Here is a 23,981-nt window from a genome sequence, read left to right on the forward strand (position 1 = left end):
ACCGCGCAGGAGACGAGGTGGCAGATCAGTCGTACCGCCTTACCGCGTGGACATCGCACTGGGCAGGTCGGCGTGCAGGTCGAGCATCTCGTTCACGCCGGCGGTCCTGAGCACCCGGGACGCGAAGCTCTGCTCGGGCACGACCACCGCGAGTTTCGTGCCGCCGTCCTCGGCTTCCAGCTGGCTGTGCACGAGCACGTGAATGCCTGCCGAACCGATGAACTCGACACCGCTCAGGTCGAGGACCAGCACGTCCGGTTTCATCGCGAGCCGGGCGTGGACCTCGTTCCAGACGAGGTCGGCGGTGCTCATGTCGATCTCGCCGGCGACCGCTGTCACGGGCACGGCTTGGTCTTGGCTGGTGTGCACCGAGATCGGCGCACGGTCGCTCAGCTCGGTCATGGTCATCGCTCTTCCGACTGGGGTGTGCGCTGCCCGGCACAGCCGCCCGCTCGGACCGTCGGCGGCTCGTCACCGAGACGGGCAACGCTTCTCACGCTGCAGTAGTCCTGACCAAAACAAGGCGAGGCTACTCAGCGGAGCGCAGCCGGGCGAGTTGACGCAGCAGCGCCTGGCGGACGGGCTCCACCTCGGCGACGAGTTCGGCGAGCTCGTCGAGACCCACGGCGTCCGGATGAGTCCGGCGCCACTGCTCCAGCTGCGCCGCCATCGCCGCCTGGCCGGCACCGGCGTCGTGGTATTCCTCCGCGAGCTGATCGCACCACAAGCGGTTGACCTGCGCGGGAGTCTCCCCTTCGAGCCTGCGGGCCAGATCGCGGGCCTCGGTGAGCTCGGCGCGCAGATTCGCTATCGCGATGGGCAGCACCTCGATGCCCAGCTCGGAAGGCTCCTGACCTTGTGCGCGTTCTTCTCCCACGCCTGCACGATACGAACGGAGCTGCCGGCACGAACGAAAGACACACACGCGTTCGTGCAAGTTCGCCGGTCTGTGCGACTTCCTGTCGATGTGCTCACCGATTGCGACGACGGCGACCCCGGCTGCGCACCGGGACGTGAGTGTCCACACTGGACGTGGCAGTCGCAGGCCTGACCGGGACCGTCACGCGGCGAGGATGAACGACAGGAAGAAGCCGCCGGCCGTGGCGAACGCGTTGAGCGGCCTGCCGTGCTCGAACGCCTCGGGCATCAGCGTGTCGGCCAGTGAGGCGATCACGGCACCACCGGCGAAGGACAGCGCGATGGCGAGGACTGCGTCGCTGAGGCCGCCCGCGACCAGCCTGCCGAGCACCACCGCGCCGGCCAGCAGCACCGCGCACGCCACCCAGGTCATGACCACGCTGCGCTTGCTCTGCCCCGACTCGCGCATGGCGACGGCACCGACGAGCGCCTCGGGGAGGTTGGAGAAGAAGATCGCCACGAGCAGGGTCAGCGACACCCCGCTGGCCAGCGACACCCCCAGCGCCAGGTTCTCCGGCACGCCGTCCAGGGTCACCGCGGCGAGCAGTGCGAAACCGACGCCGCCGCGCGCACCGGCCTTCGTCACCTCCCGCTGTTCCGGGCCGACATGACCGGTGACGTAGCGGTCGAGAGCGGAGTCGACCAGCACGAACGTGGCCGCACCGGCCAGCAGGCCGAGTCCGGACCGCACGGCGCCACCGAGGTGGAAGGCCTCCTCGAACAGTTCGAACGCCAGGGCCGAGATCAACGCCCCGCTGGCGAAAGCCAGCAAGACCCCCGTCAACCACCGGGGCGGACGCCACAGCGACCCGGCGATCGCACCGACCACCAACGCGCTCGATGCGGCCAAGCCGTACAGCACAGCGGTCAGCATGCCCCTGATTCTGCCGTCCGCGGGGTGTCCGCACCACACGGTGAAGATCGCCGCAGTCGTTTTCTCCTCCGGTCACCTCGTTCTGGCGGGTGCCGCATGCAACAAAACTCCCCGCGTTGTCGCTGCGGTTGTGCTTATCGGTGTGCTGACATACGGTGGGAGGTCGTCTTTCGAACCACCAATTTTTCCAGTCGAGGTGTATCTACAGGTTTTCCGGGTTGGGCAGCGGCTCGCGTCGGCGCTTCTCGCGGTGGGCCGATGGGAGTGCGATGAACGACCAGTACAACGGAGCTTTGGACGTGCTGACCACCCAACTGGTGGAGGATGCGGGCGTCGTAGTCGTCGTCCTGACCGGCGAAGTCGACATGGTGACGGAGCGGTCACCGCTCGCCAAGGCCGTCGAGGCGTTGGAACGCGCCCCGGCCGGGCTCGTCATCGATCTGCAGGGTGTGACCTTCTTCGGTTCATCCGGAATGGCTCTGCTGCTGACGGTGCAACAAGACGCCCAGCAGCGGGGAGTTCCATTCGCCGTCGTCGCAGCGCATCACGCCGTTCTGGCGCCTCTTGCCATGACGGGGACCGACGTGTTGCTCCCGTTGTTCGCGAACTTGCCGGACGCTCTCGCTGCCGTCCGCGCCACGCCGGCGGTGCCACCGCAGCAGCGGCGGTAGGAGAACCGCTCAGCCGTCGCGCCCCTTGCCCTCCTGCTTGCCTTGGGCCTTTTTCCCGCCCTTGCCTTCCTCGGACTTGTCGTCGTCCTTTTCTCGTCCTGCTTGTCCTCGCCTTTGAGGTTGACCTGCGTGGGAATCGCAGCGGGTGGGTTGTTCCGCGGTTGAGCCGGTTCGGCGACGGGTGGGAGCACGCTGGTCGTGCCCGGGACGGCGGGCGTCGTGGTGGTCTGTTGCGGTGCGGACTCCGCAGGCGGTGGAGGCGACAGGAACGCGGCGGTGACACCGGCTGTCGTGAGCAGTGCCAGTGCCGCGGATGCCACAAGCACGCGGACCGGGCGCTGCGGACGGACGGGCACGTCGAGCAGAGCGACCGTCCCGGACGGTTCTCGAAGCGCCCGTGCGCAGTCGGCGGCACTCGGGCGTCGGCGCGGGGACAAAGAGGTCATCAGCGTGAGCAGGCGCTTGAGGTCCTCGGGCAGCTCGTCGGGAACGGCGGGCTGGCGGTGCAGGCGGGCGACCGCCGACTCGATCTCGCTGCCCTGGTACTCCCGCTGCCCGGTGAGGCACTCGAGCAGCACGAGCCCGAGGGCGTAGACGTCCACCGGGCAGCCGAACTCCTCGCCGCGCACCTGTTCCGGAGCGAGGTAGGCGGCGGTGCCGACGAGTTGGTCGGTGCCGGTGAGCCGGGTCGTGCCGATCAGACGCGCGAGCCCGAAGTCCGCCAGGTAGGCGCCGCCGTCGCGGTCGATGAGGATGTTGGACGGCTTGATGTCGCGGTGCATCACACCCCGCGCGTGCACGTAGGCCAGGGCATCGGCGAGGTTCGCGCCCAACCGGCGCACCTCATCGCTGCTCAAAGGTCCATCGGCGATGCGGTCGCGCAGCGTGCAGCCGTCGACGAGCTGCAGGACGACGAAGGGGGTGCCCGCGGTGGTTCCGGCGTCGTGGACCTGCACCAAGCCGGGATGCGACAACCCGGCCAGCGTCGTGATCTCGTTGTCGAACCGGCGCGCGTCACCCAGGTCGGACCCGGCCCGGAACAGCTTGACCGCGACCTGCCGCCGCAACCGGGTGTCCCACGCGCGACGGACGTCGGCCACGGCGCCCGACCCCAGCGACTCGGCGAGCTCGTAGCGCTCGGCGAGCAGGTTGTCGTGGGCGGACGCTGACATGGCGGCCTTCCGGTCGGCGGCTGACTGCGAGCCGGGTTCCCGATCACCATGATCATCAATCCCGGGGGTTTCGGCAACGGCGGTGCCGGTGACCAGGCGAGACGACGTGGTTGCGAGTCGTTGCCGGCCTCGGCGCCGGTGCGCGGCCGGCGGCGGGTTCGTCGCGCTGCGAACCGAGCCGTTCTCGCCGACCATGTCCAGGGGGAGGAGCGCAGGAGGTGGTCAGGTGGGAAACGCGGCGCCCGCAGCCGAACCGCTGGGCATCGTCCGGCCGATGCTCGCTTCCCCGGGCAACCCACCCGACGGCGACGGGTGGGCCGTCGAGTTCAAGTGGGACGGCTACCGGGGTGTCGCCCATTGCCAGGGCCGGGGCGTGCGGGTGCTCAGCCGCAACGACATCGACTTCCTGGGCCGCTTCCCCGAGTTGGGCGTCCTGCCGGAGCTGCTGCGCCACCGCACGGCGGTGCTGGACGGCGAGATCGTCGCCCTCGACCAGGAGGGACGCCCGAACTTCGGCCTGCTGCAGCAGCGCGACAAGATCGGCTCGGGGGTGCGGGAGCTGCGGCGCACCCGGCCGCCCATCGCCTACTTCGTGTTCGACCTGCTGCACCTGGACGGCCGATCACTGCTGAACAAGCCCTACCACGTGCGGCGCGCCCTGCTCACCGAGCTCGCGCTGCCCGGCAACCACGCCGTGCAGGTGCCTCCGTCCTTTCCGGACACCGACCCGGCGGACGTCCTGCACGTGGCGAGCCAGTACGGGTTCGAGGGCATCGTCTCCAAGCGCGTCAAATCCACCTACGAACCCGGCCGGCGGTCGCCCTCCTGGGTGAAAACTCCCCTTCGGCACACCCAGGAGGTCGTCATCGGCGGATGGCGGGTGGGGCAGGGCAACCGGTCAGGCCGGATCGGATCCCTGCTCCTCGGCGCCCACGACGCGGAAGGCCGCCTGGTCTACGTCGGACACGTCGGCACCGGCTTCAGCCGCGAGATGCTCGCCGACCTGCAACGAGACCTGGAGCGGCGAGCGCGGCGCACCAGCCCGTTCGACGTCGAGGTGCCACGCGAGCACGCCCGCGACGCCCACTGGGTCGAACCGGGGCTGGTGGGCGAGGTCGAGTTCCGCCAGTGGACCTCCGACGGGCGCCTGCGGCACCCGGCGTGGCGAGGACTGCGTCCCGACCGCGACCCCTCCAGCGTCGTGCTTCCCGGCGAGCGATGACAGAAGACGGCTTTGCGGGTGTTCGAGTGCGGGCGGTGCGGAAAGTCCACCCGATCCGGTGATCACGCGCATCACCTCGTGATCAATAGGATCCGCTCACCGTCGTGGTTCGAGACCTGGATGCGTGAACAGTGGCTCTCCTCACCAAATCCTGCCGTGCGCTCGGCGTCGCCGCCGCCGTGCTCCTGTCCACGGCTGTTCCCAACGCCGTCGCGCTCGCGAACGAGCTGGCCGCCGTGACGTGCACGACGTCGTCGAACTGGACCTACTCGCCCGGTGTCGTGCTCCTGCCGCGACCGGTGCGCACGTCGGTGAAGGACCAGTACACCTCGTGCACCAGTGCGAGTGGGGCGGTCGCGCAACGCGGGAGCAGCGAGTTCGTCGTCGACCGCACCGCGGGCTGCCTGGAACCTCTCGCCGCCGTGGCGGAAAGCCGCCTCATCAGCTGGACGGACGGAAGGACCAGCACCTTCTCCTACACGGTGACGATCACGTCCGCCCCCGGCGCCGACGTGATCACCAAGGTCGGCACCATCACCGACGGCGTGTTCGCCGGGCGTCCCGCTCAGGCCGTGCAGGCGGCTCCGGCGGTCGACCTGGCGCGGTGCCTGACCGACGAAGGGATCGTGCGGCAGTCTTCGCTGGGCACGTTCACCGTTCTCTGAGCGCGTTGTGCTGACCATCAGCGGTGTGCCGCTCGACGAGGGCGTGAAGCTGTTGCGGCAGCACGCACCTCATCTGACCTGGCAGGACCGATCGCCGTTCCTCGGTGCGGCAGCGGCGCCGGCGATTCCGTGGTTGCGCTTCGCCCGCCGGGACCACCGGCGCGAGTCCCGCCTCGTGCTCCCCGCGGACCCGCCGGTCGCGCAGGGGCTCGCGGTGAGCTTCGCACCCGAGGACGGGACCGGTGCCCACATCTGGGCGGCCACGGCAGGTCTGCGGCTGCTCGCCGCCGATCCGGCCGCCGTCGCGGCCGCAGCGGACAAGATCACGTCGCTGGAGCTGTTCACCGCCGCCGGAGTGGACACGCCGCGCACTTGGGTCGTCGACGGCGAGATTCCCGACGCCGCAACGGGTCCGCTCGTGGTGCAGCGTCGGGCGAACAACCTCACCGGCAAAGGCACCCGCCTGGTCACCACACCACGGCAACGGGACGAGGTGCTGCGTGAGTGGACCGGCGAGACGCTGCGGGTCTCGGCTCATGTCAACGGGCTCACTGTGACCGTGAGCGGGTGCGTGACGCGATGCGGCACCGTGGTGTCGGCGCTGTCGCACCAGTTGGTGGGAATCCCCGCCCTCACCTCATACTGGGGCGCGCACTGCGGCAACCAGTTGATCGCCGACAACGCCCTGCCACCCGGTGCGGCGGCACGCTGCCGCGAGGTCTGCGCGCTCGTGGGCGACCGGCTCGGCGAGCTCGGCTTCCTCGGCGCTTTCGGGCTCGACCTGCTCGTCACGCCCGATGCGGCGGTGCTCGCGATCGAGATCAACCCGAGGTTCCAGACCGTGGTGTCGCTGGTGCAGGCGCAGGAACGCGCCGCAGGACTGCTTCCCACCCTCGGCACGCACACGCTGGCCGCGCTGTCGCCCTCGCTGCCCGTGCGGGAGGTCAGCACGACGCACCTGCCGCTCAGCCAGCTCGTCATCACCGCGGACCGGCACGGTGTGCTGAGAGAGCGGGCCGAGCCGGGCCCGTACCGGCTGGAGGCCGGTCTGCTGCACCACCAGGCGGAAAGCGACCTCCTCGCGCTACGTCCCGGCGAAGCGCTGTTGTGGTGCCACGCCCATCCCGGCGATGCCGTCCGGCCGGGGGAGGAGCTCTTCCTGCTGCAACTCGCCGGACCGGCTGCCTCCCTCCAGCCGGAACCGGAGCTCACAGCGGAGGCGGGGGAGTGGGTGCGGGCAGTGCGCCGTTCGGTGGTGCTCGACGGTGCCTGACGAAGCCGGGTGGCTCGACCTGCCACCGGAGCGCATGCGCGAGCTCGGACACCAGGCAGTCGACTTGGTAGTCGACCACCTCACCGGCTTGCGCGCACAACCGGTCAGAACACCCGCGACACCGGCCGACCTGCGGCACGTGCTCAGCGAGCCCGTGCCGGAGCACCCCGCCGACCCCGGCCTGCTCCTCGAGCTCCTCACCCGCGAGGTCCTGCCGCGCTCCCTGCGGCTCGGGCACCCCGGCTGCCTGGCGTTCATCCCCAGCGCCAACAACTTCCTGAGCGTGCTGGGCGACCTGCTCGCATCCGGGTTCAACACCTCTCCCGGCGCGTGGCCGGTCGGAGCGGGACCCGCCGCCGTCGAACTGGTGACCGCGCGCTGGCTCGCCGAACTGCTCGGCCTGCCGGAGGGAACGGGTGGGGTGTTCACCCCCGGCGGCACGCTCGCCAACCTGACGGCGATCGCCGCCGCACGGGACGACCGCCTCGGCGCCGACTCGGCCGGCGGCGTCCTCTACTGCTCGGACCAGACCCACCCCGCCGTGCTGAAGGCGTGCCACGTCCTGGGCCTGCGCCGGGAGCAGGTGCGGCTGCTGCCGGCGATGAACGCGGAGCCCGTGCGGCAGGCGGTCCACGCCGACCGGGCAGCGGGCCTGCGCCCGTTCCTGCTGCTGGCGAACGCGGGCACAACGGCGACCGGTGCGATCGACCCGCTGCCCGAACTCGCCGAGCTCAGCCGTGCCGAAGGCCTCTGGCTGCACGTGGACGGAGCACACGGCGCCGCCGCAGCGCTGACCGAACGCGGCCGGACCGCCCTGCGCGGCCTGGCCGAAGCCGACTCGGTGGCGGTCGACCCGCACAAGTGGCTGTTCCAGCCGTACGAGATCGGCTGTGTGCTGGTGCGGAACCCCGACGTGCTGCACAGGGCGTTCACGATCGACCGGTTCCGCGCCGGAACGGACTACCTCACCGTCTCCCGGCCCGCAGCCACCGAGACGAACCTGTCCGACCACGGCGTGCAGTTCACCACCGCGGCCCGCGCGCTGAAACTGTGGTTGTCGCTCAAGGGTTTCGGTGTGTCGGCCTTCCGCGCGGCGATCGACCACGGTCTGGACCAGGCCGAACACGTCGCCCACCGCGTCGCGGTCAGCCATGAGCTCGACCTGGTCACCGGCCCGAGCCTCGGCATCGTCTGCCTGCGCTACCGCGACGGCTCGGATGAGACCCAGGCGGCGATCTGCCGCCATGTCAACGAAAGCGGCGACACGTTCGTCGCGACGACCACAGTGGACGGTCAGCTGGCGTTGCGGCTGTGCACGATCAACCCGCGCGCCACCCGGGCCGACCTCGACCGCGTGCTCACGGCGATCGTGACCGCCGGTCGGTCCGCCGCCGTCTGACGTGGTGGCTCGCAGGGCCACAGAGCCGCGGGTACTGTGGGCTTCGTGGTTCAGGTCGTCATCCAACCCTCCTACGGCACTCCCGGTGCTCGCAGGCATTGGGCGGACACCTTGGCGCAAGCGGTGCCGTTCGAGCCGATCCGTCCGAGTCCGGCGGACCTCGCCCAGCTGAACACCGTGCACCCCGGCGGCCGGGCGCGGTTCTGGGGCGCCACGGCCAAACACGACAAACGCATGGACAGCCTCGCCCTCGGCGACGTCGTGTTGCTCACCGGCCGCAAGCACGTGCTGGCCATCGGCGAGGTCGGGCACCCGTTCCGGGATCCGGCGTTCGCACGACGTCTGTGGCGCCCCGATCCGACGAAGTGCCTGTGGAGCAACGTCTACAGCTTCCGCCACTACTGGCCGGTGCACATGCCCTACGAGGAGATCTGGGCGCTGCCGGGCTTCACCACGGGTGACAACTTCATGGGACTGCGCTTTCTCGCACCCGAGAAGGCAGCCGTCGTGCTGGCGCACATCGCCGCGGACCGCCGGAGTGCGCCCGCGGCCGACGACGAGATCTGCCACGCCGCGGTCTGATCCGGCAGAACTCGACGTAGCGGGTGTCGTCGGCATGCTCGGAAGTCGTCTGCCCGGAACAGCTTCCTTTCAGTGCTGTCCGCCAGGTCGTAGCAAAGGCCGACCACAGCGGTTGTGCCGGCGGACACGCGCTCGGCGAGCAGGCGCGAACGGTCGAGCAACAGGCCGGCGGTGTGACTGACGTGCTCGGCGAGGATCTCGTCGGCCCGCAGGCGTCCGGCAGCCCGTGCCATCAGCACGCTCGGCCTCACCGGCGCGCACCAGAAGTCGGTGAGGACCCAGAACGCCTACGCCACCGACCTCGGCGTGCCGCGCGGCCGCCAGCGGTGGCGGCCTGCCCCGAAGGACAACCGCGGCCGCCGTTCGACCGATGACCTGCATCCAGACCGTTCACCGGTGAGCAGATGTCGCTCGAACCTGGACTGTTCAGAAAGTCGTAGCCGCCGATCGGGACGTGGTTCCACCAGCCCAAGATCCACATGCGTTGTCGTGAACGCGACCAGTGGGGCAACCACGTACGAGCAAACCCTCGCCGCGGGCCTGGCGCTGCAGGTCCTCGAGCATGCCGCCGAGCCGGATGGCGTAGGAGCGCACGGGCCGGACGCCGTGGATCACGGCCGGCGACCATGACGTCGAGGCGATTTCCCGCGACTACCTCGACGCGGTGAACTCCCGCCTGAGCGACACCGGGCTGAGTGTTGACCAGAACGGCGACGTGCTCGCGGACGGGTTCGTCGGCGACGATCCGCGCGAGCTCCTCGACGACACGCTGTTCAGAGCGGACCTGCAGGCGATCAGAGCGGTATCGACGTTGAGCACGGCACCGGCTTCGACGGCCAACGCGGCGCGGCGCACATGGGCTGTGCTCGGTACCGGCGAGCACGAACGCGTGTCGTGCCTTGAGCTCGCCTGGGTCTCTCGCTTGGTTCGGCGCGGAGGTAGAGGCTGCGGCGGACGGTACCTCCGACGGGCCGGTCGGGGTGGTCGGCCGGTAGCCAGCGGAGCCGCTGGTTGTGCTGCACCCGGACCGGGTCAGGCGGCAGGAACCCAGCCGGTAACGGCACGCCGTGATGCCCGGGTGGTGATCACCACCCGGTAGACCCGCCTGCCGTCGTGGGCGGGCGAGATCTCGGTGAACCCGAGGACCTCCTCACCGCGGCGGACCGTGATCTCACCAGCCGCGCCGGGATCGGCCGGCGTCCCGCGCAGCACGGTCAGCCCCATGCCCGGCCACGCCGCTGCCGATGCGCCGAAAGCCTCACCCAGCTCGGCCGAGCCGAGGAACACGTTCATCATGGCGCGCAGCCTGTCACGGCACACCGACAATTCCGTACTCACCGGTTCAACGCTGATGCGGCACGTGCCCGAGGACCTGCCGCTGGCTTTCGCTGGAGGCCGGTGGCCACCCGTGCACGTGGATGGTCGAGGGCGAGGAGGTTCCTGACACGGTCCGCCTGCAGCCGGAACGGCGCCCACGTGCGCTCGCACGCGGCCTTCCCGAGTTGTGGCGTGCGCTCCTGCCTGGCGATGACACGTCGGACCTGGCTGCTGATGGTCGTGGCTCACGCACCGGGTTGTTGCGGAAGCCGCACCTTGTGGCCGTTGTACACGCCTCCCAGACACTGGAGGTTCTGGCCGTCCTCGGAGACGGGGATCGGCAGACCGCCACCGACCAGGCATTCGACAATCGAGACGTCTGGTTCCGCGATAGCAGAGCCGGCAGCACCCACTACCGCACCGGACGCCAGCGCCGCAGAGGCCAGCACCGTCATCATCCGTCGCCTCATGACCACTCCTTTGTTTTCCTCTTGGCCAGGCGTTCCTGCTCCTGTCGGCTACCCGGCTGGCTCTGAGGGATCCGTTGCTTCACTCCTACGAGCGATAAGCCTTCCGACCCTCTTGCCAGAACGCGCATCGGTATCTCAGGAGTCGTTCAGCTTGGCGGCCTCGTACCCCCTGGATCCTGGTGGTGCGATGCGCCGCGGAGAGGGCCTGGCATGCTGGCCTCGACATGCCAGGCCCGTCCGCGTCATCAGGGCCGCAATGAGTCAACCCAGTCGAGGGTGGTCTCGCAGGAGTGGTTGTCGCGCCGGGTGGCTGTCACGGTGACAGTGGTGGCGTCTGCCGGTAGCGGCAGCGCCAGCGGCTGACTGCTGCGGTCGCCTTGCAGCGTGCCGTTGTCGAGGTGCTTCTGTCCTGTGGTGATGGTCCAGTCCAGGATGGCTTCATTGCAGGTGCCACGTTTGATTCGCTCGCCGATCACCCGTCCGGGCCGCGGTGTGCCGCTGAGGGTGAAGGTGGTCTCGACGCGGCCGCCGGCGGCGACGCTCCACCGCCAGTTCAGGTGCTGGACTGAGCACATCCCGTCCGTGCAGGCGCCGTCGGACCAGGTGTCGTGGGCGGCGGTGCCGTGCTGGTAGGTGAAGCTCGACTTGGCCGCGTTGGCCGACATGTACACCAGCGGTGGGCACGCCCGCCATGGCCAGTACCAAACTCGTCCCGGCCGCGACCGCCTTCCACGACCGGGCCGGCCGCTTACGCTCGCCCTGGTCGTGAGACGAAGACCGTCTGCCCCGCGGACCTCGGCGATGTCGTGGGACCTGACCAAGACGCCCTTGGTTTGCTGGGCTTTTCTCGTGTTGGACGGGTCGGACGGGCGTGGCGTGAGCGGGCTGCTGGTCCTGCTCGGCCGCCAGAGCGTCTTGGACACTGCTTGTGCCGTCGCGGCCGGTGTCATTGCCGCCGAGGGCGTCGTTCGTGGTGGTGTGGGTGTCTTCTGGTTGCGCCGTCGTCTCGGCGAGGACGTCGTCTCGGCGGATCCGGTACTCATCTTCGGATATCCGCCTCGCGGTCAGGTCCTCATCGAGCAGGCGCAGCTGCTCGACCCAGACCGGTGCCTTGGTGGGCGGGACCGGCGGGGCGGGGTCGGGGCTCGGCTGAACCGGCCCGGTATCGGTGAGGAGGTGCGCGGGCGTGTCCGCGTGCTCGGGGCTGTGGATCGAGGGCGGCGCGAGCATGTGCTGGATGCCGACGGTCGCGGGTGGCGGGGATGGCTTCAGGTCGGCATCCGGGTGTACGGGAGGGTCGCCGGCCTGCGGTGGCAAGACGTCGGGCCGAGTGGAGTGGTCGGAGACCTCGGAGCTGGTGTAGCCGGGGTCGGGCTCGTCGGGTGCCGGAGGGGCCACGGTGGTGTTGCGCGGGTCGCGCAGCTCCAACGCGGTCTCGGTGAACCGCCGGACGTCGTCGGCGGTGCCGTTCGCGCCCTCGACGAGCAGTGTGAGCAGCTGCTCGAGCTGGCGGATCTTCCTCGGCACCCGGTCGGCTTTGCGCAGGGCGTAGAGCTGGCTGCGGCCCAGGGCGTGATCGTGCCCGAAACGCTTCGGCCACGTCGTGACCAGCTTCGGGACGCTGAGCCCGCTGCGCTCCCAGAGCCGGCGGACCGCGTGCATGTAGTCAGCTTCAGTGCCGACCTCGCGTAGCAGGCTCACCGCGAGCTGGTCCTGGGGCGCGGCGCTGCTGCGCGCCTGTAACCGCGACGTCGGCGGGCTGATGCGCACCCGTGGTGCGGGGGTGTCTTCGGTCATTGGGCTCACCGGCCGGCGCGGGTGCCGGCCAGCAGCGCCAGCGCCGCGGCGACCGCGAGCTCGGTGTCGTGCCCGAGCGCGGCCATGAGCACGACGAACGCCAGCAGCAGCGCCAGCACCGGCACCGGACCGGTGAACCGGCCGCCGCTACGGCGGCGGGCGGGCGGGCGTGCTGGAGAAGCGGGCCGGGATGTGGAAAGGGGCATGGGTCACCTCGAACAACGTGGCCTAGGCGGAACACGGACAGGTATCGCGTCTCGTCACCACACGCGCTGGAGCGACCGGTTGCAGCCAGTCATCTCTCGTAGCTGGGAGGCACGACGCGACCATGCTGCCCCACCGGCACGGGGTCCGGGACCCTTCTCGGAAGCCGATTTCGTCCGAAATCAGATGTGCTTCCCTGGCGTGTGCCCGGTCCGAGGCCGTCCGGAAAAGTCCGGCTTCGCCCCGGACCGTTCGTACGATGGCGGGCGCACCGGTCCGGCAAACGCCCAGCACAACACGATAGGGGCGCTGTTTGCGCTGATCAGAGTCGGTCCGGAAACGTCCGGGTTCGCCGCGAGCGCTCGACGCCAGCAATCCGGTTTGCTTGACTGAGACTCGTCACCCCCCTCGGGACACCTCCCGCAGCGGGTCGTGACCCCGGCATGGCGCGGCCTGGCCTAGGCGGAACCACCGGGACCACGGCACGACGAGACACCGGCGCGTTGCAGCGCGCCCTCGTCGTGCCGTCCCACAAGACATACCCCGTTACCTTCTTCGTGCTCCTGATCATGGAGCTGTGGTCACCAGGTCCGGCATGACTATCTCCCCAGTCGAACGCAGAAACACAACGCCGCGCTGATCTGCCTGGCCCGACGCCGCTGCGATGTCTTGTTCGCGATGCTGCGCACCAAGACGTTCTCCGGACACCGGACACCGGACACCGGACACCGGACACCGCCGCAGCCGCATAGCATCACCAGCGTGATCGAACTCGACCTCGCCCAGTTCAGTGCGGCCGTGCGGGCTTACGCGCCGCAGTGGGCACGCGCGGGGATCCGGTGGCAGCTGACGTTCGGCCCTGAGCGTGACAAGTCCGCCGCCTGGGTCGTCTGCGAGACCGGTGATCTAGCAGGCCAGCTAACCGTGTGGACCAGCGGTGAGGCTGAACTCGATGCCGGGAACCTCGCGACTGGCGTCATCGACCCAGCTCACCATGAGCTGACAAGCGCACAGGACCTCGGCATCTGCCTGGACGAGCTCACGCACCGGCTCACCGAGCAGCGACTCGGCCGTCCAGGTGCAGCAGGCCGAAGATGAAGCACTGCACGGGCGCCTCGGCCGGTGCGAAACGGCTCGGCGCGCCGTGGCGGTGCTGTAACCGCCCGAGGTTCGGGTGTCCGGCGAGGCCGACCGCGACATCGAGCACCACCTCGTGCCGTTCCAGCACCTGCGGTTCCGTGAACCGCGACAGCGTTGTAGCGAGGTTCAGAAGGTCAGCCGTAGGCGCAGCGGCCGTCGTTGTCGGGTGGCCGGTTGGGTGCGGCCGCGCTGTTCGGTGTCGTTGTCCTGGGCGCGGTGTTCACCGTGATGTGGCTGTGGATCAACACCACGCCTGCGACCGGGGAGCAGAAGACGACCGCGCACCTCGAGGTGTTCAAGACCACCGCCAGCGTCGCGGTCATGCTCGGCGGGATCGGCGCCCTGTACCTCGCGGCACGTCGCCAGCGAACCCAGGGAGCCGAACACGCCCACGCCGTGCGCGTCGCGGAGATCAACCGGCTGCACGCCGAACGAGTGGCCGCTGCCACCGAGGACGATGCGGTGCGCCGCCGGGTCACCGAGCTCTGCACCAAAGCCTCTGAGCAGTTCGGCTCCGACAAGGCACCGGTACGACTGGCCGGGCTGTACGCGCTGGAACGCCTCGGCCAGGACAACCCCGACCAACGCCCTACGATCGCCAGCCCGTGGTGCGCCTGCCTGCGCATGCCCTACACCCCACCACCGACGACAGCCCTACCCGCCACGCACCCGGCTGCAGGGGTGACCCGGCCGCTGCTCCGCGATCCCTGCTGACGCCTCGGCCCCCGATCCCGCACGACCTGATGGATGACCCCAAGACCGCACACGCCGAAGCCGTGCAAGAGCGCGACGTCCGCCTCTCCGTGCAACGCCTGCTCGCCAAGCACCTCCGCCCCCAATCAAACGACAGCGGCCAACCACACCGCGACTACTGGCCCGAGATCCCCGAAATCGACCTCACCGAAGCCACCCTGATCGAACTCGACCTGAGCGTGCTCATGCCCGGCAGCGCGGGTGTGGTGTCGCCGATGGTGGTGGTGCCGGGGAGTTGGTCGGCGTGTTCGCGGGCGGGTAGCGCGGCGTTCCACAGCGCGGTGCGCCGGTCGGCGCCCGCCAGTTCGCCGAGCGCGCCTGCGGTCGCGAGGGCTTCGAGCTGCGGTTCGGTGAGCCGGGTGCGGCGGCCGACGTCGGCGAGGTCGCGGAAGGGGCCGTGGGCGAGACGGTCGTCGACGACGTGCTGGGCGATGTCGGTGCCAAGGCCGCGCACGCCGGCGAGACCGAGCTGGACCGCGTGCCCGCCGGCGCTACTTGCTTGAGGGTGGGGTGGGGCGAGGCTGCGGGTGATGACGCCGTGGCGGCGGCCGTCGGCGACCAGCGACTCCGGCGAATGGAAGCCCATCGGCTGCGCGCAGCAAGCCGGCGGGGAACGCGGCGGGGTAGTAGAGCTTGAGCCAGGCGCTGGTGAACGCGTGGCGTGCGAAGGACAGCGAGTGGCCTCAGCGCGAAGCCGTAGCCGGAGAAGGCCTTGGCCTGGGTGTAGATCCTGTCGGCGAGCCGCCCGCGATGTCGTTGCCCGCCATGCCTTCGTAGAACCGGGCCCGGAGTTGCTCCATTTTGGACTGACTGCGTTTGGAGCCCATCGCGCGGCGCAGCTCGTCGGCCTCAGCGGGAGTGAAGCCGACGACGTCGATCGCGATTTGCATGACCTGTTCTTGGAACAGCGGCACGCCGAGCGTGCGGTCCAGAGCGCCCGCGAGCAGCCGGTGGTCGTGCTTCCAGGCGGCGCCGTTGCGGCGGGCGATGTAGGGGCGCACGGAGCCGCCCTGGATCGGGCCAGGCCTGATCAACCCCACCTGAACAGCCAGGTCCCAGAAGTTGAGGGGGCGGACGCGGGGCAGCGCGCCCATCTGCGCGCGGCTCTCCACCTGAAAAATCCCGACAGTGTCCGCGGCGCAGAGCATGTCGTAGACGTTGGAGTCATCGAGGTCGAGATGCGCGAGGTCGACGTCAACGCCGTGGTGCTCGGCGACCAGGTCGACCGCGTAGCGGATCGCGGAGAGCATGCCCAGGCCGAGCAGGTCGAACTTGACCAGGCCGATCGCGGAGCAGTCGTCCTTGTCCCACTGACACAGACACCTTTCCGGTCCAGGTTCATCGGCAGGTCCACGAGGCCAACGGCCTCGATGGCCAGCTCACGCCCGAATTGCTACGACAGAGTTCTCATACTGTGTAGTCAAGTGCACCATCGCGGCCCGCGCCGCAGAAGCCAGGACTGGACACAGTGGACTTGAGTACTGTCCTGGCTTCCCGCTGATGCGCACTCCAGCGGCATCGAAGAACAGGTTCCGCCGACCCCGATGCAACGCAGATCCGGCTGATCAGACTGCGGTGACGCCAACATCCAAGCCCCGGGCCGCAACGAGGCGTGCGCTGCCGTCGGCCAGGCGGTAGCACAGACCGACCACGGCCGCGGTACCAGCGGCCACCCGCTCGGCCAGTAGGCGCGAGCGGTCGAGCAGCAGGTCGACGCTGCGGCTGACGTGCTCGGCGAGAATCTCATCGGCCTCCAGGCGACCAGCGGCCCGCGCCGCCAAGACGCTCGGCGTCACCCGCTCGACGACATCCCGGATGTATCCACCCGGAACCGTGCCGTCGTCCAGCGCGGCGCACGCTGCGGCTACGGCGCCACACGCGTCATGGCCGAGGACCACGACCAAGGGGCAGTCCAGAACCTCTACTCCGTACTCGACGCTGCCCAACACCTCCGAGCCGACGACATGGCCGGCGGTGCGCACCACGAACAGGTCTCCCAGGCCGCGGTCGAAGATGATCTCAGCGGCCAGCCGGGAGTCGGAACACCCGAACAGCACCGAGAACGGGCGTTGGGCAGGTGCGATCTCGGCGCGGCGTGTCGCGTCCTGGTTCGGATGCTCGGGTGTACCGGCGACGAAGCGCTGGTTGCCCGAAAGCAGCAGTTCAAAAGCTTCCGCAGGACTCAGGGACGTGGACTCGGCCATGATCACATCTTAAAACAGATCGTCGTGTGGCGCGTTTCGCGCAACCCGTTCTCGTGCTTCTGTTCACACTGCGGCCCGAGCCATGATCACCAATTACCCGGCAGCGGCAGCGGTCCCGCAGATCACGTCGCGCGACTGGGAACAGCGCTCGCCTCCCGGGCCGCTTCAGTCCATCGCCCTGGTGTCACGGGGTGGGGCGACCGGGTCCTCGCCGTTGGACTCGCCGATGGCCATGCGCCGGCCGCGTTCCAGTTCCGCGTCCAGTTCCGCGCCGAGCAGCAGGGCGAGGTTGGAGATCCACAGCCAGACCAAGAAGATGATGACGCCGGCCAGGGAGCCGTAGGTCTTGTTGTAGGAGCCGAAGTTGGAGACGTAGAACGCGAAACCCAGCGACGCGGCGACCCACACCACCACGGTGAGGAATCCGCCGGGCGTGAGCCACAGGAAGCTCGGTTGCCGCACGTTGGGCGAAGCCCAGAACAGCAGGCCGATCGCGGCGCTGGCGAAGAGGAACAGCACGGGCCACTTGGCGACGTCCCACACCGCGACGAACGTGGAACCCAGGCCCAGCAGGTCGCCGAGCCACTCGGCGACCCCGCCGGTGAGCGTCACGCCCAGCGCGACCAGGGCCAGCAGCACCACCACACCGACGGTCAGAGCCAGCCGCAGCGGGATGACCTTCCAGAACGGGCGGCCCTCTTCGACGTCGTAGATCGAGTTCGCGGCGCGCATGAACGCACCTACGTAACCCGACGCCGACCACAGCGCGGTGACCAGGCCGACGACCGCCAGCAGTCCGCTGGCCTCGGAATTCTGCAGGTTCTCGATCGCGCCCGCGATGAAGTCCTTGGCTTCGCCGGGCCCCAGCGCGTCCAGACTGTCCACGATGGTCTGGGTCGCGCCCGGCCCGAGCAGGCCCAGCAGCGAGACCAGCAGCAGGATGCCGGGAAACAGCGACAGCACGGCGTAATAGGTCAGCGCCGCGGCCCAGTCGGTGAGGTTGTCGTCGTCGAACTCCTTCACCGTTCGCTTCAGGACTGCCCACCAGGAACGCCCTGGCAGTTGCGTGGGTGCGTCGAGTGCCTGCGCCATGCGCGACGGGTTTCCCCCGAACATCGGGCGTACACCACCGCCGTTCTGGGTAGAGGTGGATCAAGCTGGGAGAGGATCGCAGGGCTCGTGCCGCCAGGCCGCCGTCGTCGCGACCCTCGACCAGCGCACCGCCAGCATCAGTGAAAGGGCACACCGATGAGCGACAAGAACGTCCCCGCCGACGCGGGCGAACTGCGCGCCGAAACCGCACAGACGCGTTGGGAGCTCGGTGACAGCGCGCCCGTGCCCGCGCCCCAGAGGAACGTGCCCGGACCGGTCAAGCCCGGCGTGCAGGCCGGAGCGGAACCGAAGCAGAACGACACGAGGGCCGGGAAGCCGGCGCCAGCAGCGGCCGGGCCGGCGACCGGCGCAGCGGGCAAGACGGGGGAGAAGCCCGACCAGCCCGCTGCCGCCGAGGCGACGGGTGTGGCCCGGGAGAAGGTGACCGCCGCGGCCGCCCAGGCGGGTGAGAAGGCGACCCAGGTCGGTCAGAAGGCCAGTGCGGTCGCCGGCCAGGTGACTGCCGCCGCCGCTCAGGTGGGCGGGAAGGCCGGTGCGGTCGCCGGCCAGGTGGGCGAGAAGGCGACCGCCATCGCGGGCCAGCTCGGTGAGAAGGCCGACGTCGTGGCCACGCAGGTCGGCGTCACCGCCCTCGAGGCGGTCGACGCACTACCCGAGCCCGTGCGGCAGCGCGTAGAGCAGGGTGTCCGCCAGGCCCGCCAGCACCCGGCGGTGGTCGCGGCCGGCGTGGCGACGGCCGTGCTGCTGCTGTGGAAGCTGCTGCGCCGAGGGCGGTGAACCCGACCGTCGGCAGGCACTGACACCTGCCGACGGCAAGTCCGCTTGGTCACACGGGAACCGCTGTGCTGGGGCCGGGGCGCACGGTGCCGTCTTCCGCGGGGCGTTGCCAGCGGAACACCCCGGCTCCCTGGGCGTAGGCGAGGTGGCCACCGAGCGCCCCGCCCACGCCCATCGCCGTCAGTCCGAGCAGGCTCAGCAGCTTTCCCCGGACGTGAGCTCCCTGTCGTCGTGCGGCGTAAGAGGCGGTGAAGCAGGCCAGTGCGGCGGTGTTGGCGATCGCGTGCACCACGCCGACGCGCTGTTGCCGCCTGCTCAGCCGGTCGTAGTCGGCCAGTCCCAGCAGGACGGTCGGTGGGGCCGCCGCCAGGCCGATGCCGGTGAGGCGGCGTGCTGCCTCCTCGTTGCCCGCGCGGGCGTCCAGGACCGATGCGCAGACCCACGCCCCGATGGGCACGGTGATCATCAAGGGGTGCAGCGGATGGCCGAGCCACGATCCTCGCAGCGCCCGCTGGAGGCGGGGCGGCCGCATCAACCGCCGGGCCACCGCCGCGACCGCGGCTGCCGGCCGGTCAGCGGCACGGAGGTCTTCGGCGGCTCGTAGGGCCTCATGAAGGTTCATGCGTGCGGTTACCCCGCCGCGCACCACCCATCCCGATGACTTGGCCCCTACCCGAGGCGGGTTCGATCCGGTCATCCGAGCTTGCGCGCCAAGAAGTCGTGGATGAGCGGGAAGACCTCGCTCGCCTTGTCCTCCAGCAGGAAGTGACCACTGTCGAAGAGGTGGAACTCGATGTCGGTCAGGTCGCGCCGGTAGGGGTGGGCTCCGGCGGCCGGGAAGATGACGTCGTTGCCGCCCCAGACGACGAGGGTCGGTGGCTGCTTGGTGCGCAGCCACTCCTGCACGGCGGGGTAGAGGCCGGGATTCGTGCCGTAGTCCAGGAAGTAGTCGAGCTGGATCTCGTCGTTGCCGAGGCGGTCCAACAGCGCCTGGTCGACGATCCAGTTGTCCGGGGAGATCCGTTCCGGGTGCGCCATGCCGTCGGTGTACTGGAACGTGGTGGTGTCGATGGTGAGCAGGTGGCGCAGGGCGTCGCGGTTGTCCTGGCTCCGGTCCGCCCAGTACCGCTTGATCGGCTTCCAGAAGTCGTTGTCGATGCCCTCGTCGTAGGCGTTGCCGTTCTGCACGATCAGCGCGGTGATCGCGTCCGGGGTCGCGAGGGCGAGCCGCCATGCCGTGGGGGCGCCGTAGTCGAAGACGTTGACGGCGTAGCGCGTGATTCCGAGGCGGGTCAGGAGCTTCTGCACGAGCTCGGCCGCGTTGTCGAACGTGTACGAGAACTCGGTGTGGTCAGGTGCCGCGCTCTGCCCGAAGCCGGGAAGGTCGGGGGCGATGACGTGGAAGCGGTCCGCGAGGAACGGGATGAGGTTGCGGAACATGTGCGACGAGGTCGGGAAGCCGTGCAGCAGGAGCACGACGGGCGCGTCAGCGGGTCCGGCCTCGCGGTAGAAGAGCTCGAAGCCGTCGAGGTTCTCGACCTTGTGGTCGACGACGGGGTACGCGGCGGTGGCTGCCTTGGTCACAGTGGTGCTCCTCGCAAGTGCGGAAGTGGATGCCGCGAACATACATACCTCTAGGTATGGTGGCAATACCTAGAGGTATGTATGGACCTCGGGTAGGGTTGTGCCGTGGACAACAGGCAGAAGATCGTGGCCTCCGCCAAGGAGATGTTCTGGCGCCACGGCTACTCGACGACGAGCCCGCGCCAGGTGATGGAGGCCTCCGGGGTCGGCCAGGGCAGCTACTACCACCACTTCCCGGCCAAGACCGACCTCGCACGTGAGGTGGTGGCGGCGAACGGTCGCGACCTGCTCGAGGCGACCCGCGCGGCGACGCGGGACCTGCCGACCGGCCGGGAGCGGCTGGCCGGTGTGCTCTCGCTGGCCGGTGACGCACTGGCCGGCTGCCGGGTCGGAGGGTTCACCTACGACGCCGGGATGCTGGCCGAGCCGGAGCTGCGGGAGGCGATCGGCTCCGTGTTCGCGACGCTGGCGGAGGTGGTCGAGGAGGCGGTCCGCGACGGCAAGGCGGACGGCTCGTTGTCGTCCGAGCTGGTACCGGAGGAGACCGCAGCGATGTTGCTCGCGGTGCTCCAGGGAACGTTCGTGCTCGCACGGGCGTCGGGGAGCCAGAAGTCGGCCGATGCCGCCGTGGCCGGTGCTCTTGCTCTGCTCATGCCGTAGCCCCCGGACCGCACGTGCGCGCCGACGTGATCTCGTGAACAGCGGGTACCCGGCCGGTGGTGCGACCCGGACGGTGGTCGCCGGTCCGAGGGAGCGAGATGAACGCGCGAACCAGGGGCTCGCCGGCCAAGGGCAACCAAGCGCTGGCCAGCGTGCCGAGCGGCCTGAACGTCCTGGCCGGGATCTGGCTGATGGAGGCCGCGGCGCTGTTCGGCCCCCGCGGGAACGTGGCGGGTCTGGACACCCGCTGGGTCGACCTGGCGATCGGGCTCGTCATCGTGGTGGTGGCGTTGACCCGCGCCATCGCGCCGCGAGCTGTGGCCCGGGTCGGCTGGGGCGTCAACGTCGTGCTGGGCACGTGGTTGGTGGTGGCTCCCCTGGTGTTCGACTACGGCGGTACGCAGGTTGTCGTCAACGACGTCGTGGTCGGTGTCGTCGTGGTGGTGCTGACCTGCGCGAGCCTTGTGCTCACGAAGCGGGCGCGGCCGGAACGGGACATCGATCGGCAGGTGGGCGACTCGGCCCGCTTCCAGTGAGCGCTCGCGGTTCGCGGGCACGTGCCGGCGTAGCCGTCACGGATCCGGATCCGCGTCGAGGAGGGCTGACGTGACCACAACGACAATGCCGGTGCTGGAGAGCCACCCCCGCTGAGATCAACCTCGATCGCGGCAAGCTGGCGGCGACCATCGACGCACTGATCGCGTGGGCTAGCTGGTCACCGCCGATCCGCCATGAGCGGTGCCGGGGTGCGCGCACTACCGGGCGGCTTCGGGCAGCGGATGAAGTGCCGGGATCTTGTGGGCGGGCGGTTCCGACGCCTCGCGAAGACCGACGCGCCGGTGCAGGCGGCGCATCGGCGCGGGAGCCCACCACGCATGGCGGCCTAGCAGCCGCATGCCGACCGGCATCAGCACGCCGCGGATGAGCGTGGCGTCCAGCAGAACGGCCAGCCCCGCACCGATGCCGAACATCTGGACGAAGCTCACGCCGCTGATGGCGAAGGCGAAGAGGCTGACCGCGATCAGCGCCGCGGCGGTGGACACGAGTCGCCCGGTGCGGGACATGCCGAGGATCACCGCCGAGTGGTGGTCGATGCCCTGGTCGTGAGCCTCCTTGATCCGGCTCACCACGAACAGCTCGTAGTCCATGGACAGTCCGAGGATGATGGTGAACATCAGCACCAGCATGCAGATGTTGAGCGGTGACGGGGTGAAGCCGAGAACCGGCGACAGCCACCCCTCCTGGAAGACCAGCACCAGCACGCCGATCGTGGCCGACAGGCCGAGCACGTTGAACGCCACCGCCCGCAGCGGCTGCAGCAAGCTCCCGGTGAACAGGAACAGCAGGAGGAACGTGGTGATCGCGATCAACGCGATCGCCAGCGGCAACCGGCCTCCGATCGCGTCGTGGCTGTCTGCCAGGAGCGCCGCCTCGCCGCCGACCACGACCGACGTGCCGGCCGGCTCCGGCAGCGCGCGGATCGCGCTGATCAGTTCGCGGGCCTGCGCGGAGCTGGGTTCGGGTTCGGCTGCCACGAGAAGGCGCTGGCTGTCGGCACGGGCGAGCGTGGCGCCGGCGGGAGCCGGTCCGCTGTCGTGACCGCGGACGAACGCTCCCGCGCTGGACGTCACCCGCAGCACACCGGGAAGCTCGGAGATCCGGCGCGCGTGACCGGCGACCGCGGCCGGCTCGGCGGTGCCCTGGATGACGACCTGGATCGACCTGCTGTCCTCGTTGCCGAAGTGTGTTCGCAACACGTCGCCCACCACCCGGCTCTGGGCCGAACTGGGTAGCACCCGGTCGTCGGGCATGCCGAGGTCGGCCCGCAGCAGCGGCACCGCCGCCAGCAGCAGCAGGACGACCACCGGCGCCCCGGTGAGCAGCGGCCGCCGCATGGCCGCGCCGGCCAGCCTTCCCCAGAAAGCCGAACCGGAGCCGAGGGGGTACCGGTGCGCCCACGGCAGGCGACCCGCGTTGACCTTCGGCCCGAGCACGGTCAGCAGCGCGGGCAGCACGAGCACCGCGCTGATCATGGAGGCGGTGACCACCCCGATCCCGGCGTAGGCGAACGAACGCAAGAAGTACATCGGGAACAACAGCAGCGCGGCGAGCGCGACGGCCACCGTGACGGCGCTGAACACGATCGTCCGACCGGCGGTCTGCACGGTGCGGACCACCGCGGCGGAGGTGTCGAGCCCGGCGGCCAGCTCCTCGCGGAACCGGCTCGTCATCAGCATCGCGTAGTCGACGGCGAGTCCCAGGCCCAACCCGACGGCCATGTTGATCGAGTAGATCGACACGTCGGTCAGCGACCCGATGACCGACAACTCGGCGATGGTGCACACGATCGCGATGCCACCCATGAGCACCGGCAGTACCGCGGCCACGATCGTGCGGAAGGCCAGCACGAGCAGGAGCAGGATCATCGGAACGGCGATCAGCTCGGCCAGCAGCAGATCAGCGGCGAGCTGCCGGTCGGCGTCCAGTTCGACCGCCGCCGTGCCGCCGATGTGGACGGTGATCGCACCTCGATCGCCGGCATGGCGCTCCCGCAGCCGCTCGACGGTTTTCTCGTTGTCCGCGAAGTCACCGGAGAACTGGCCGAGGGCGAGCGCGTGCCGGCCGTCGTCGGAGCGCAACTGCGGCGCCCCGGTGGCGAAGTAGGAGGTCACGTCGGACAGCACGGGGTCGGCCGCCAGGTGCGCGGTCAGCTCGCCGCCGGCCTGCCTGACCGCCGCGTCGTCGACCGTGCCGTCGCGGGCGGTGATCAGGACCAGGGCGTTGGCGCGACCGCCGAAACGCTCCTCGATGAGGGTCTGCGCCTGCCAGGACTCCGAACTCGGGTCACCGAAACCGGACGTCGTCAAAGCACCGGACGCGGAGAAGGCGAGTATTCCGGCACCGATCACCACCGACACTCCGGCCACGAGGACGACGCGTGCATGCCCGGTGACGAACCTGCCGATAGCTTTGAACACGCAACGACTCCCTCTGCATCGGATGCCGGTGGACCGTCCTGCCTGTCGCACCGAAAGCTATTGCCACCCGGTTTGGTGCGCTTGTTTGTCGCCCGATCGAGCGTCCCTCAGAGGGTGCGCGCAGAGAAAATCAACCAAAAATGTGACCGTGTCACGTGCCGTAAATTCACGCCTGTCAGTCGGCATGCCCTATACGGCCCCAGATTCG

General features: G+C 69.7%; 24 protein-coding genes and 2 pseudogenes. 12 read left to right on the forward strand and 14 right to left on the reverse strand.

Going from position 1 to position 23,981, the window contains the following annotated elements:
• Positions 1–39 precede the first annotated feature (39 nt).
• The 3 genes from BLQ91_RS11010 to BLQ91_RS11020 all read right to left on the reverse strand — a co-directional run bounded on the left by BLQ91_RS11010 (position 40) and on the right by BLQ91_RS11020 (position 1,792).
• The gene (locus BLQ91_RS11010) at positions 40–402 is read right to left on the reverse strand and encodes an STAS domain-containing protein (RefSeq protein WP_176959666.1); all 363 of its coding nucleotides are present in this window, start codon (positions 400–402) and stop codon (positions 40–42) included.
• Positions 403–529: 127 nt separating this feature from the next.
• Positions 530–877, reverse strand: coding sequence for a hypothetical protein (locus BLQ91_RS11015; protein ID WP_090096615.1), 348 nt, complete (start codon positions 875–877; stop codon positions 530–532).
• Between the two features lie 183 nt (positions 878–1,060).
• Entirely contained in the window at positions 1,061–1,792 is a 732-nt protein-coding gene (locus tag BLQ91_RS11020; protein WP_090096616.1) for a ZIP family metal transporter, read from the reverse strand.
• A 269-nt stretch (positions 1,793–2,061) separates the two neighbouring features.
• On the opposite strand from BLQ91_RS11020, the gene BLQ91_RS42570 reads away from it, so the two are divergent.
• Complete coding sequence (locus BLQ91_RS42570) at positions 2,062–2,463, forward strand: STAS domain-containing protein (RefSeq protein ID WP_090096617.1); 402 nt, start codon at positions 2,062–2,064, stop codon at positions 2,461–2,463.
• Between the two features lie 404 nt (positions 2,464–2,867).
• Here the strand turns inward: BLQ91_RS42570 and BLQ91_RS42575 are convergent.
• Positions 2,868–3,830 (reverse strand): annotated as a pseudogene (locus tag BLQ91_RS42575) (serine/threonine-protein kinase); the annotation flags it as partial.
• Positions 3,831–3,861: 31 nt separating this feature from the next.
• Here BLQ91_RS42575 and ligD point away from each other — a divergent pair.
• The 5 genes from ligD (at position 3,862) to BLQ91_RS11055 (ending at position 8,776) form a co-directional block, all read left to right on the forward strand.
• Positions 3,862–4,857, forward strand: coding sequence for a non-homologous end-joining DNA ligase (ligD, locus tag BLQ91_RS11035; protein ID WP_342670624.1), 996 nt, complete (start codon positions 3,862–3,864; stop codon positions 4,855–4,857).
• Between the two features lie 131 nt (positions 4,858–4,988).
• The gene (locus BLQ91_RS11040) at positions 4,989–5,522 is read left to right on the forward strand and encodes a hypothetical protein (protein ID WP_090096619.1); all 534 of its coding nucleotides are present in this window, start codon (positions 4,989–4,991) and stop codon (positions 5,520–5,522) included.
• Between the two features lie 7 nt (positions 5,523–5,529).
• Entirely contained in the window at positions 5,530–6,795 is a 1,266-nt protein-coding gene (locus tag BLQ91_RS11045; protein ID WP_090096620.1) for an ATP-grasp domain-containing protein, read from the forward strand.
• Positions 6,788–8,194, forward strand: a complete 1,407-nt coding sequence (locus BLQ91_RS11050) for a pyridoxal phosphate-dependent decarboxylase family protein (RefSeq protein ID WP_218130220.1) — start codon at positions 6,788–6,790, stop codon at positions 8,192–8,194. The genes BLQ91_RS11045 and BLQ91_RS11050 overlap by 8 nt, the downstream gene beginning before the upstream one ends.
• 45 nt (positions 8,195–8,239) lie before the next feature.
• Positions 8,240–8,776 (forward strand): hypothetical protein, encoded by a 537-nt coding sequence (locus tag BLQ91_RS11055; RefSeq protein WP_090096777.1) that lies wholly within the window; start codon positions 8,240–8,242, stop codon positions 8,774–8,776.
• 1,032 nt (positions 8,777–9,808) lie between these two features.
• Here the strand turns inward: BLQ91_RS11055 and BLQ91_RS11070 are convergent.
• From BLQ91_RS11070 to BLQ91_RS41175, 3 genes are all read right to left on the reverse strand, one after another.
• Positions 9,809–10,114, reverse strand: a complete 306-nt coding sequence (locus BLQ91_RS11070; protein WP_143022589.1) for a hypothetical protein — start codon at positions 10,112–10,114, stop codon at positions 9,809–9,811.
• 224 nt (positions 10,115–10,338) lie between these two features.
• The gene (locus BLQ91_RS40190; RefSeq protein WP_143022590.1) at positions 10,339–10,563 is read right to left on the reverse strand and encodes a hypothetical protein; all 225 of its coding nucleotides are present in this window, start codon (positions 10,561–10,563) and stop codon (positions 10,339–10,341) included.
• A 245-nt stretch (positions 10,564–10,808) separates the two neighbouring features.
• Positions 10,809–11,228, reverse strand: a complete 420-nt coding sequence (locus BLQ91_RS41175) for a hypothetical protein (protein WP_176959667.1) — start codon at positions 11,226–11,228, stop codon at positions 10,809–10,811.
• Between the two features lie 136 nt (positions 11,229–11,364).
• Between BLQ91_RS41175 and BLQ91_RS41180 the strand changes: the two genes are divergently transcribed.
• Complete coding sequence (locus BLQ91_RS41180) at positions 11,365–12,255, forward strand: hypothetical protein (protein ID WP_090096624.1); 891 nt, start codon at positions 11,365–11,367, stop codon at positions 12,253–12,255.
• A gap of 110 nt (positions 12,256–12,365) precedes the next feature.
• Here BLQ91_RS41180 and BLQ91_RS40205 read toward each other — a convergent pair whose 3' ends face one another.
• On the reverse strand, positions 12,366–12,566 hold the full coding sequence (locus BLQ91_RS40205) for a hypothetical protein (RefSeq protein ID WP_143022593.1): 201 nt from the start codon (positions 12,564–12,566) through the stop codon (positions 12,366–12,368).
• Positions 12,567–13,242: 676 nt separating this feature from the next.
• Between BLQ91_RS40205 and BLQ91_RS11085 the strand changes: the two genes are divergently transcribed.
• The gene (locus tag BLQ91_RS11085) at positions 13,243–13,662 is read left to right on the forward strand and encodes a hypothetical protein (protein ID WP_245733319.1); all 420 of its coding nucleotides are present in this window, start codon (positions 13,243–13,245) and stop codon (positions 13,660–13,662) included.
• Positions 13,663–13,878: 216 nt separating this feature from the next.
• A complete protein-coding gene (locus BLQ91_RS11090; RefSeq protein ID WP_090096625.1) occupies positions 13,879–14,418 on the forward strand; it encodes a hypothetical protein in 540 nt (179 codons plus the stop codon).
• Between the two features lie 214 nt (positions 14,419–14,632).
• Here the strand turns inward: BLQ91_RS11090 and BLQ91_RS11095 are convergent.
• From BLQ91_RS11095 to BLQ91_RS11105, 3 genes and pseudogenes are all read right to left on the reverse strand, one after another.
• A pseudogene (locus tag BLQ91_RS11095) lies at positions 14,633–15,785 on the reverse strand (helix-hairpin-helix domain-containing protein); the annotation flags it as partial.
• 237 nt (positions 15,786–16,022) lie between these two features.
• A complete protein-coding gene (locus BLQ91_RS11100; protein ID WP_090096779.1) occupies positions 16,023–16,661 on the reverse strand; it encodes a carbonic anhydrase in 639 nt (212 codons plus the stop codon).
• Positions 16,662–16,826: 165 nt separating this feature from the next.
• The gene (locus BLQ91_RS11105) at positions 16,827–17,684 is read right to left on the reverse strand and encodes a YihY/virulence factor BrkB family protein (RefSeq protein ID WP_342670625.1); all 858 of its coding nucleotides are present in this window, start codon (positions 17,682–17,684) and stop codon (positions 16,827–16,829) included.
• Between the two features lie 225 nt (positions 17,685–17,909).
• Between BLQ91_RS11105 and BLQ91_RS11110 the strand changes: the two genes are divergently transcribed.
• Positions 17,910–18,551, forward strand: a complete 642-nt coding sequence (locus BLQ91_RS11110) for a hypothetical protein (protein ID WP_090096627.1) — start codon at positions 17,910–17,912, stop codon at positions 18,549–18,551.
• Between the two features lie 49 nt (positions 18,552–18,600).
• Here the strand turns inward: BLQ91_RS11110 and BLQ91_RS11115 are convergent, their stop codons facing one another.
• Positions 18,601–19,173 (reverse strand): DUF2231 domain-containing protein, encoded by a 573-nt coding sequence (locus tag BLQ91_RS11115; RefSeq protein WP_090096628.1) that lies wholly within the window; start codon positions 19,171–19,173, stop codon positions 18,601–18,603.
• A gap of 71 nt (positions 19,174–19,244) precedes the next feature.
• Entirely contained in the window at positions 19,245–20,135 is an 891-nt protein-coding gene (locus BLQ91_RS11120) for an alpha/beta fold hydrolase (RefSeq protein ID WP_245733320.1), read from the reverse strand.
• Positions 20,136–20,240: 105 nt separating this feature from the next.
• On the opposite strand from BLQ91_RS11120, the gene BLQ91_RS11125 reads away from it, so the two are divergent.
• Together BLQ91_RS11125 and BLQ91_RS11130 are read left to right on the forward strand one after the other, a co-directional pair.
• Positions 20,241–20,795, forward strand: a complete 555-nt coding sequence (locus BLQ91_RS11125; protein WP_090096630.1) for a TetR/AcrR family transcriptional regulator — start codon at positions 20,241–20,243, stop codon at positions 20,793–20,795.
• Between the two features lie 98 nt (positions 20,796–20,893).
• Positions 20,894–21,331: an SPW repeat domain-containing protein gene (locus BLQ91_RS11130; protein ID WP_090096631.1), complete on the forward strand. Its 438-nt coding sequence runs from the start codon at positions 20,894–20,896 to the stop codon at positions 21,329–21,331.
• Positions 21,332–21,550: 219 nt separating this feature from the next.
• Here the strand turns inward: BLQ91_RS11130 and BLQ91_RS11135 are convergent, their stop codons facing one another.
• Entirely contained in the window at positions 21,551–23,773 is a 2,223-nt protein-coding gene (locus BLQ91_RS11135) for an MMPL family transporter (RefSeq protein WP_090096632.1), read from the reverse strand.
• Positions 23,774–23,981 lie beyond the last annotated feature (208 nt).

The sequence above is a fragment of the Lentzea jiangxiensis genome (assembly GCF_900104175.1).
GTDB lineage: Bacteria > Actinomycetota > Actinomycetes > Mycobacteriales > Pseudonocardiaceae > Lentzea > Lentzea jiangxiensis.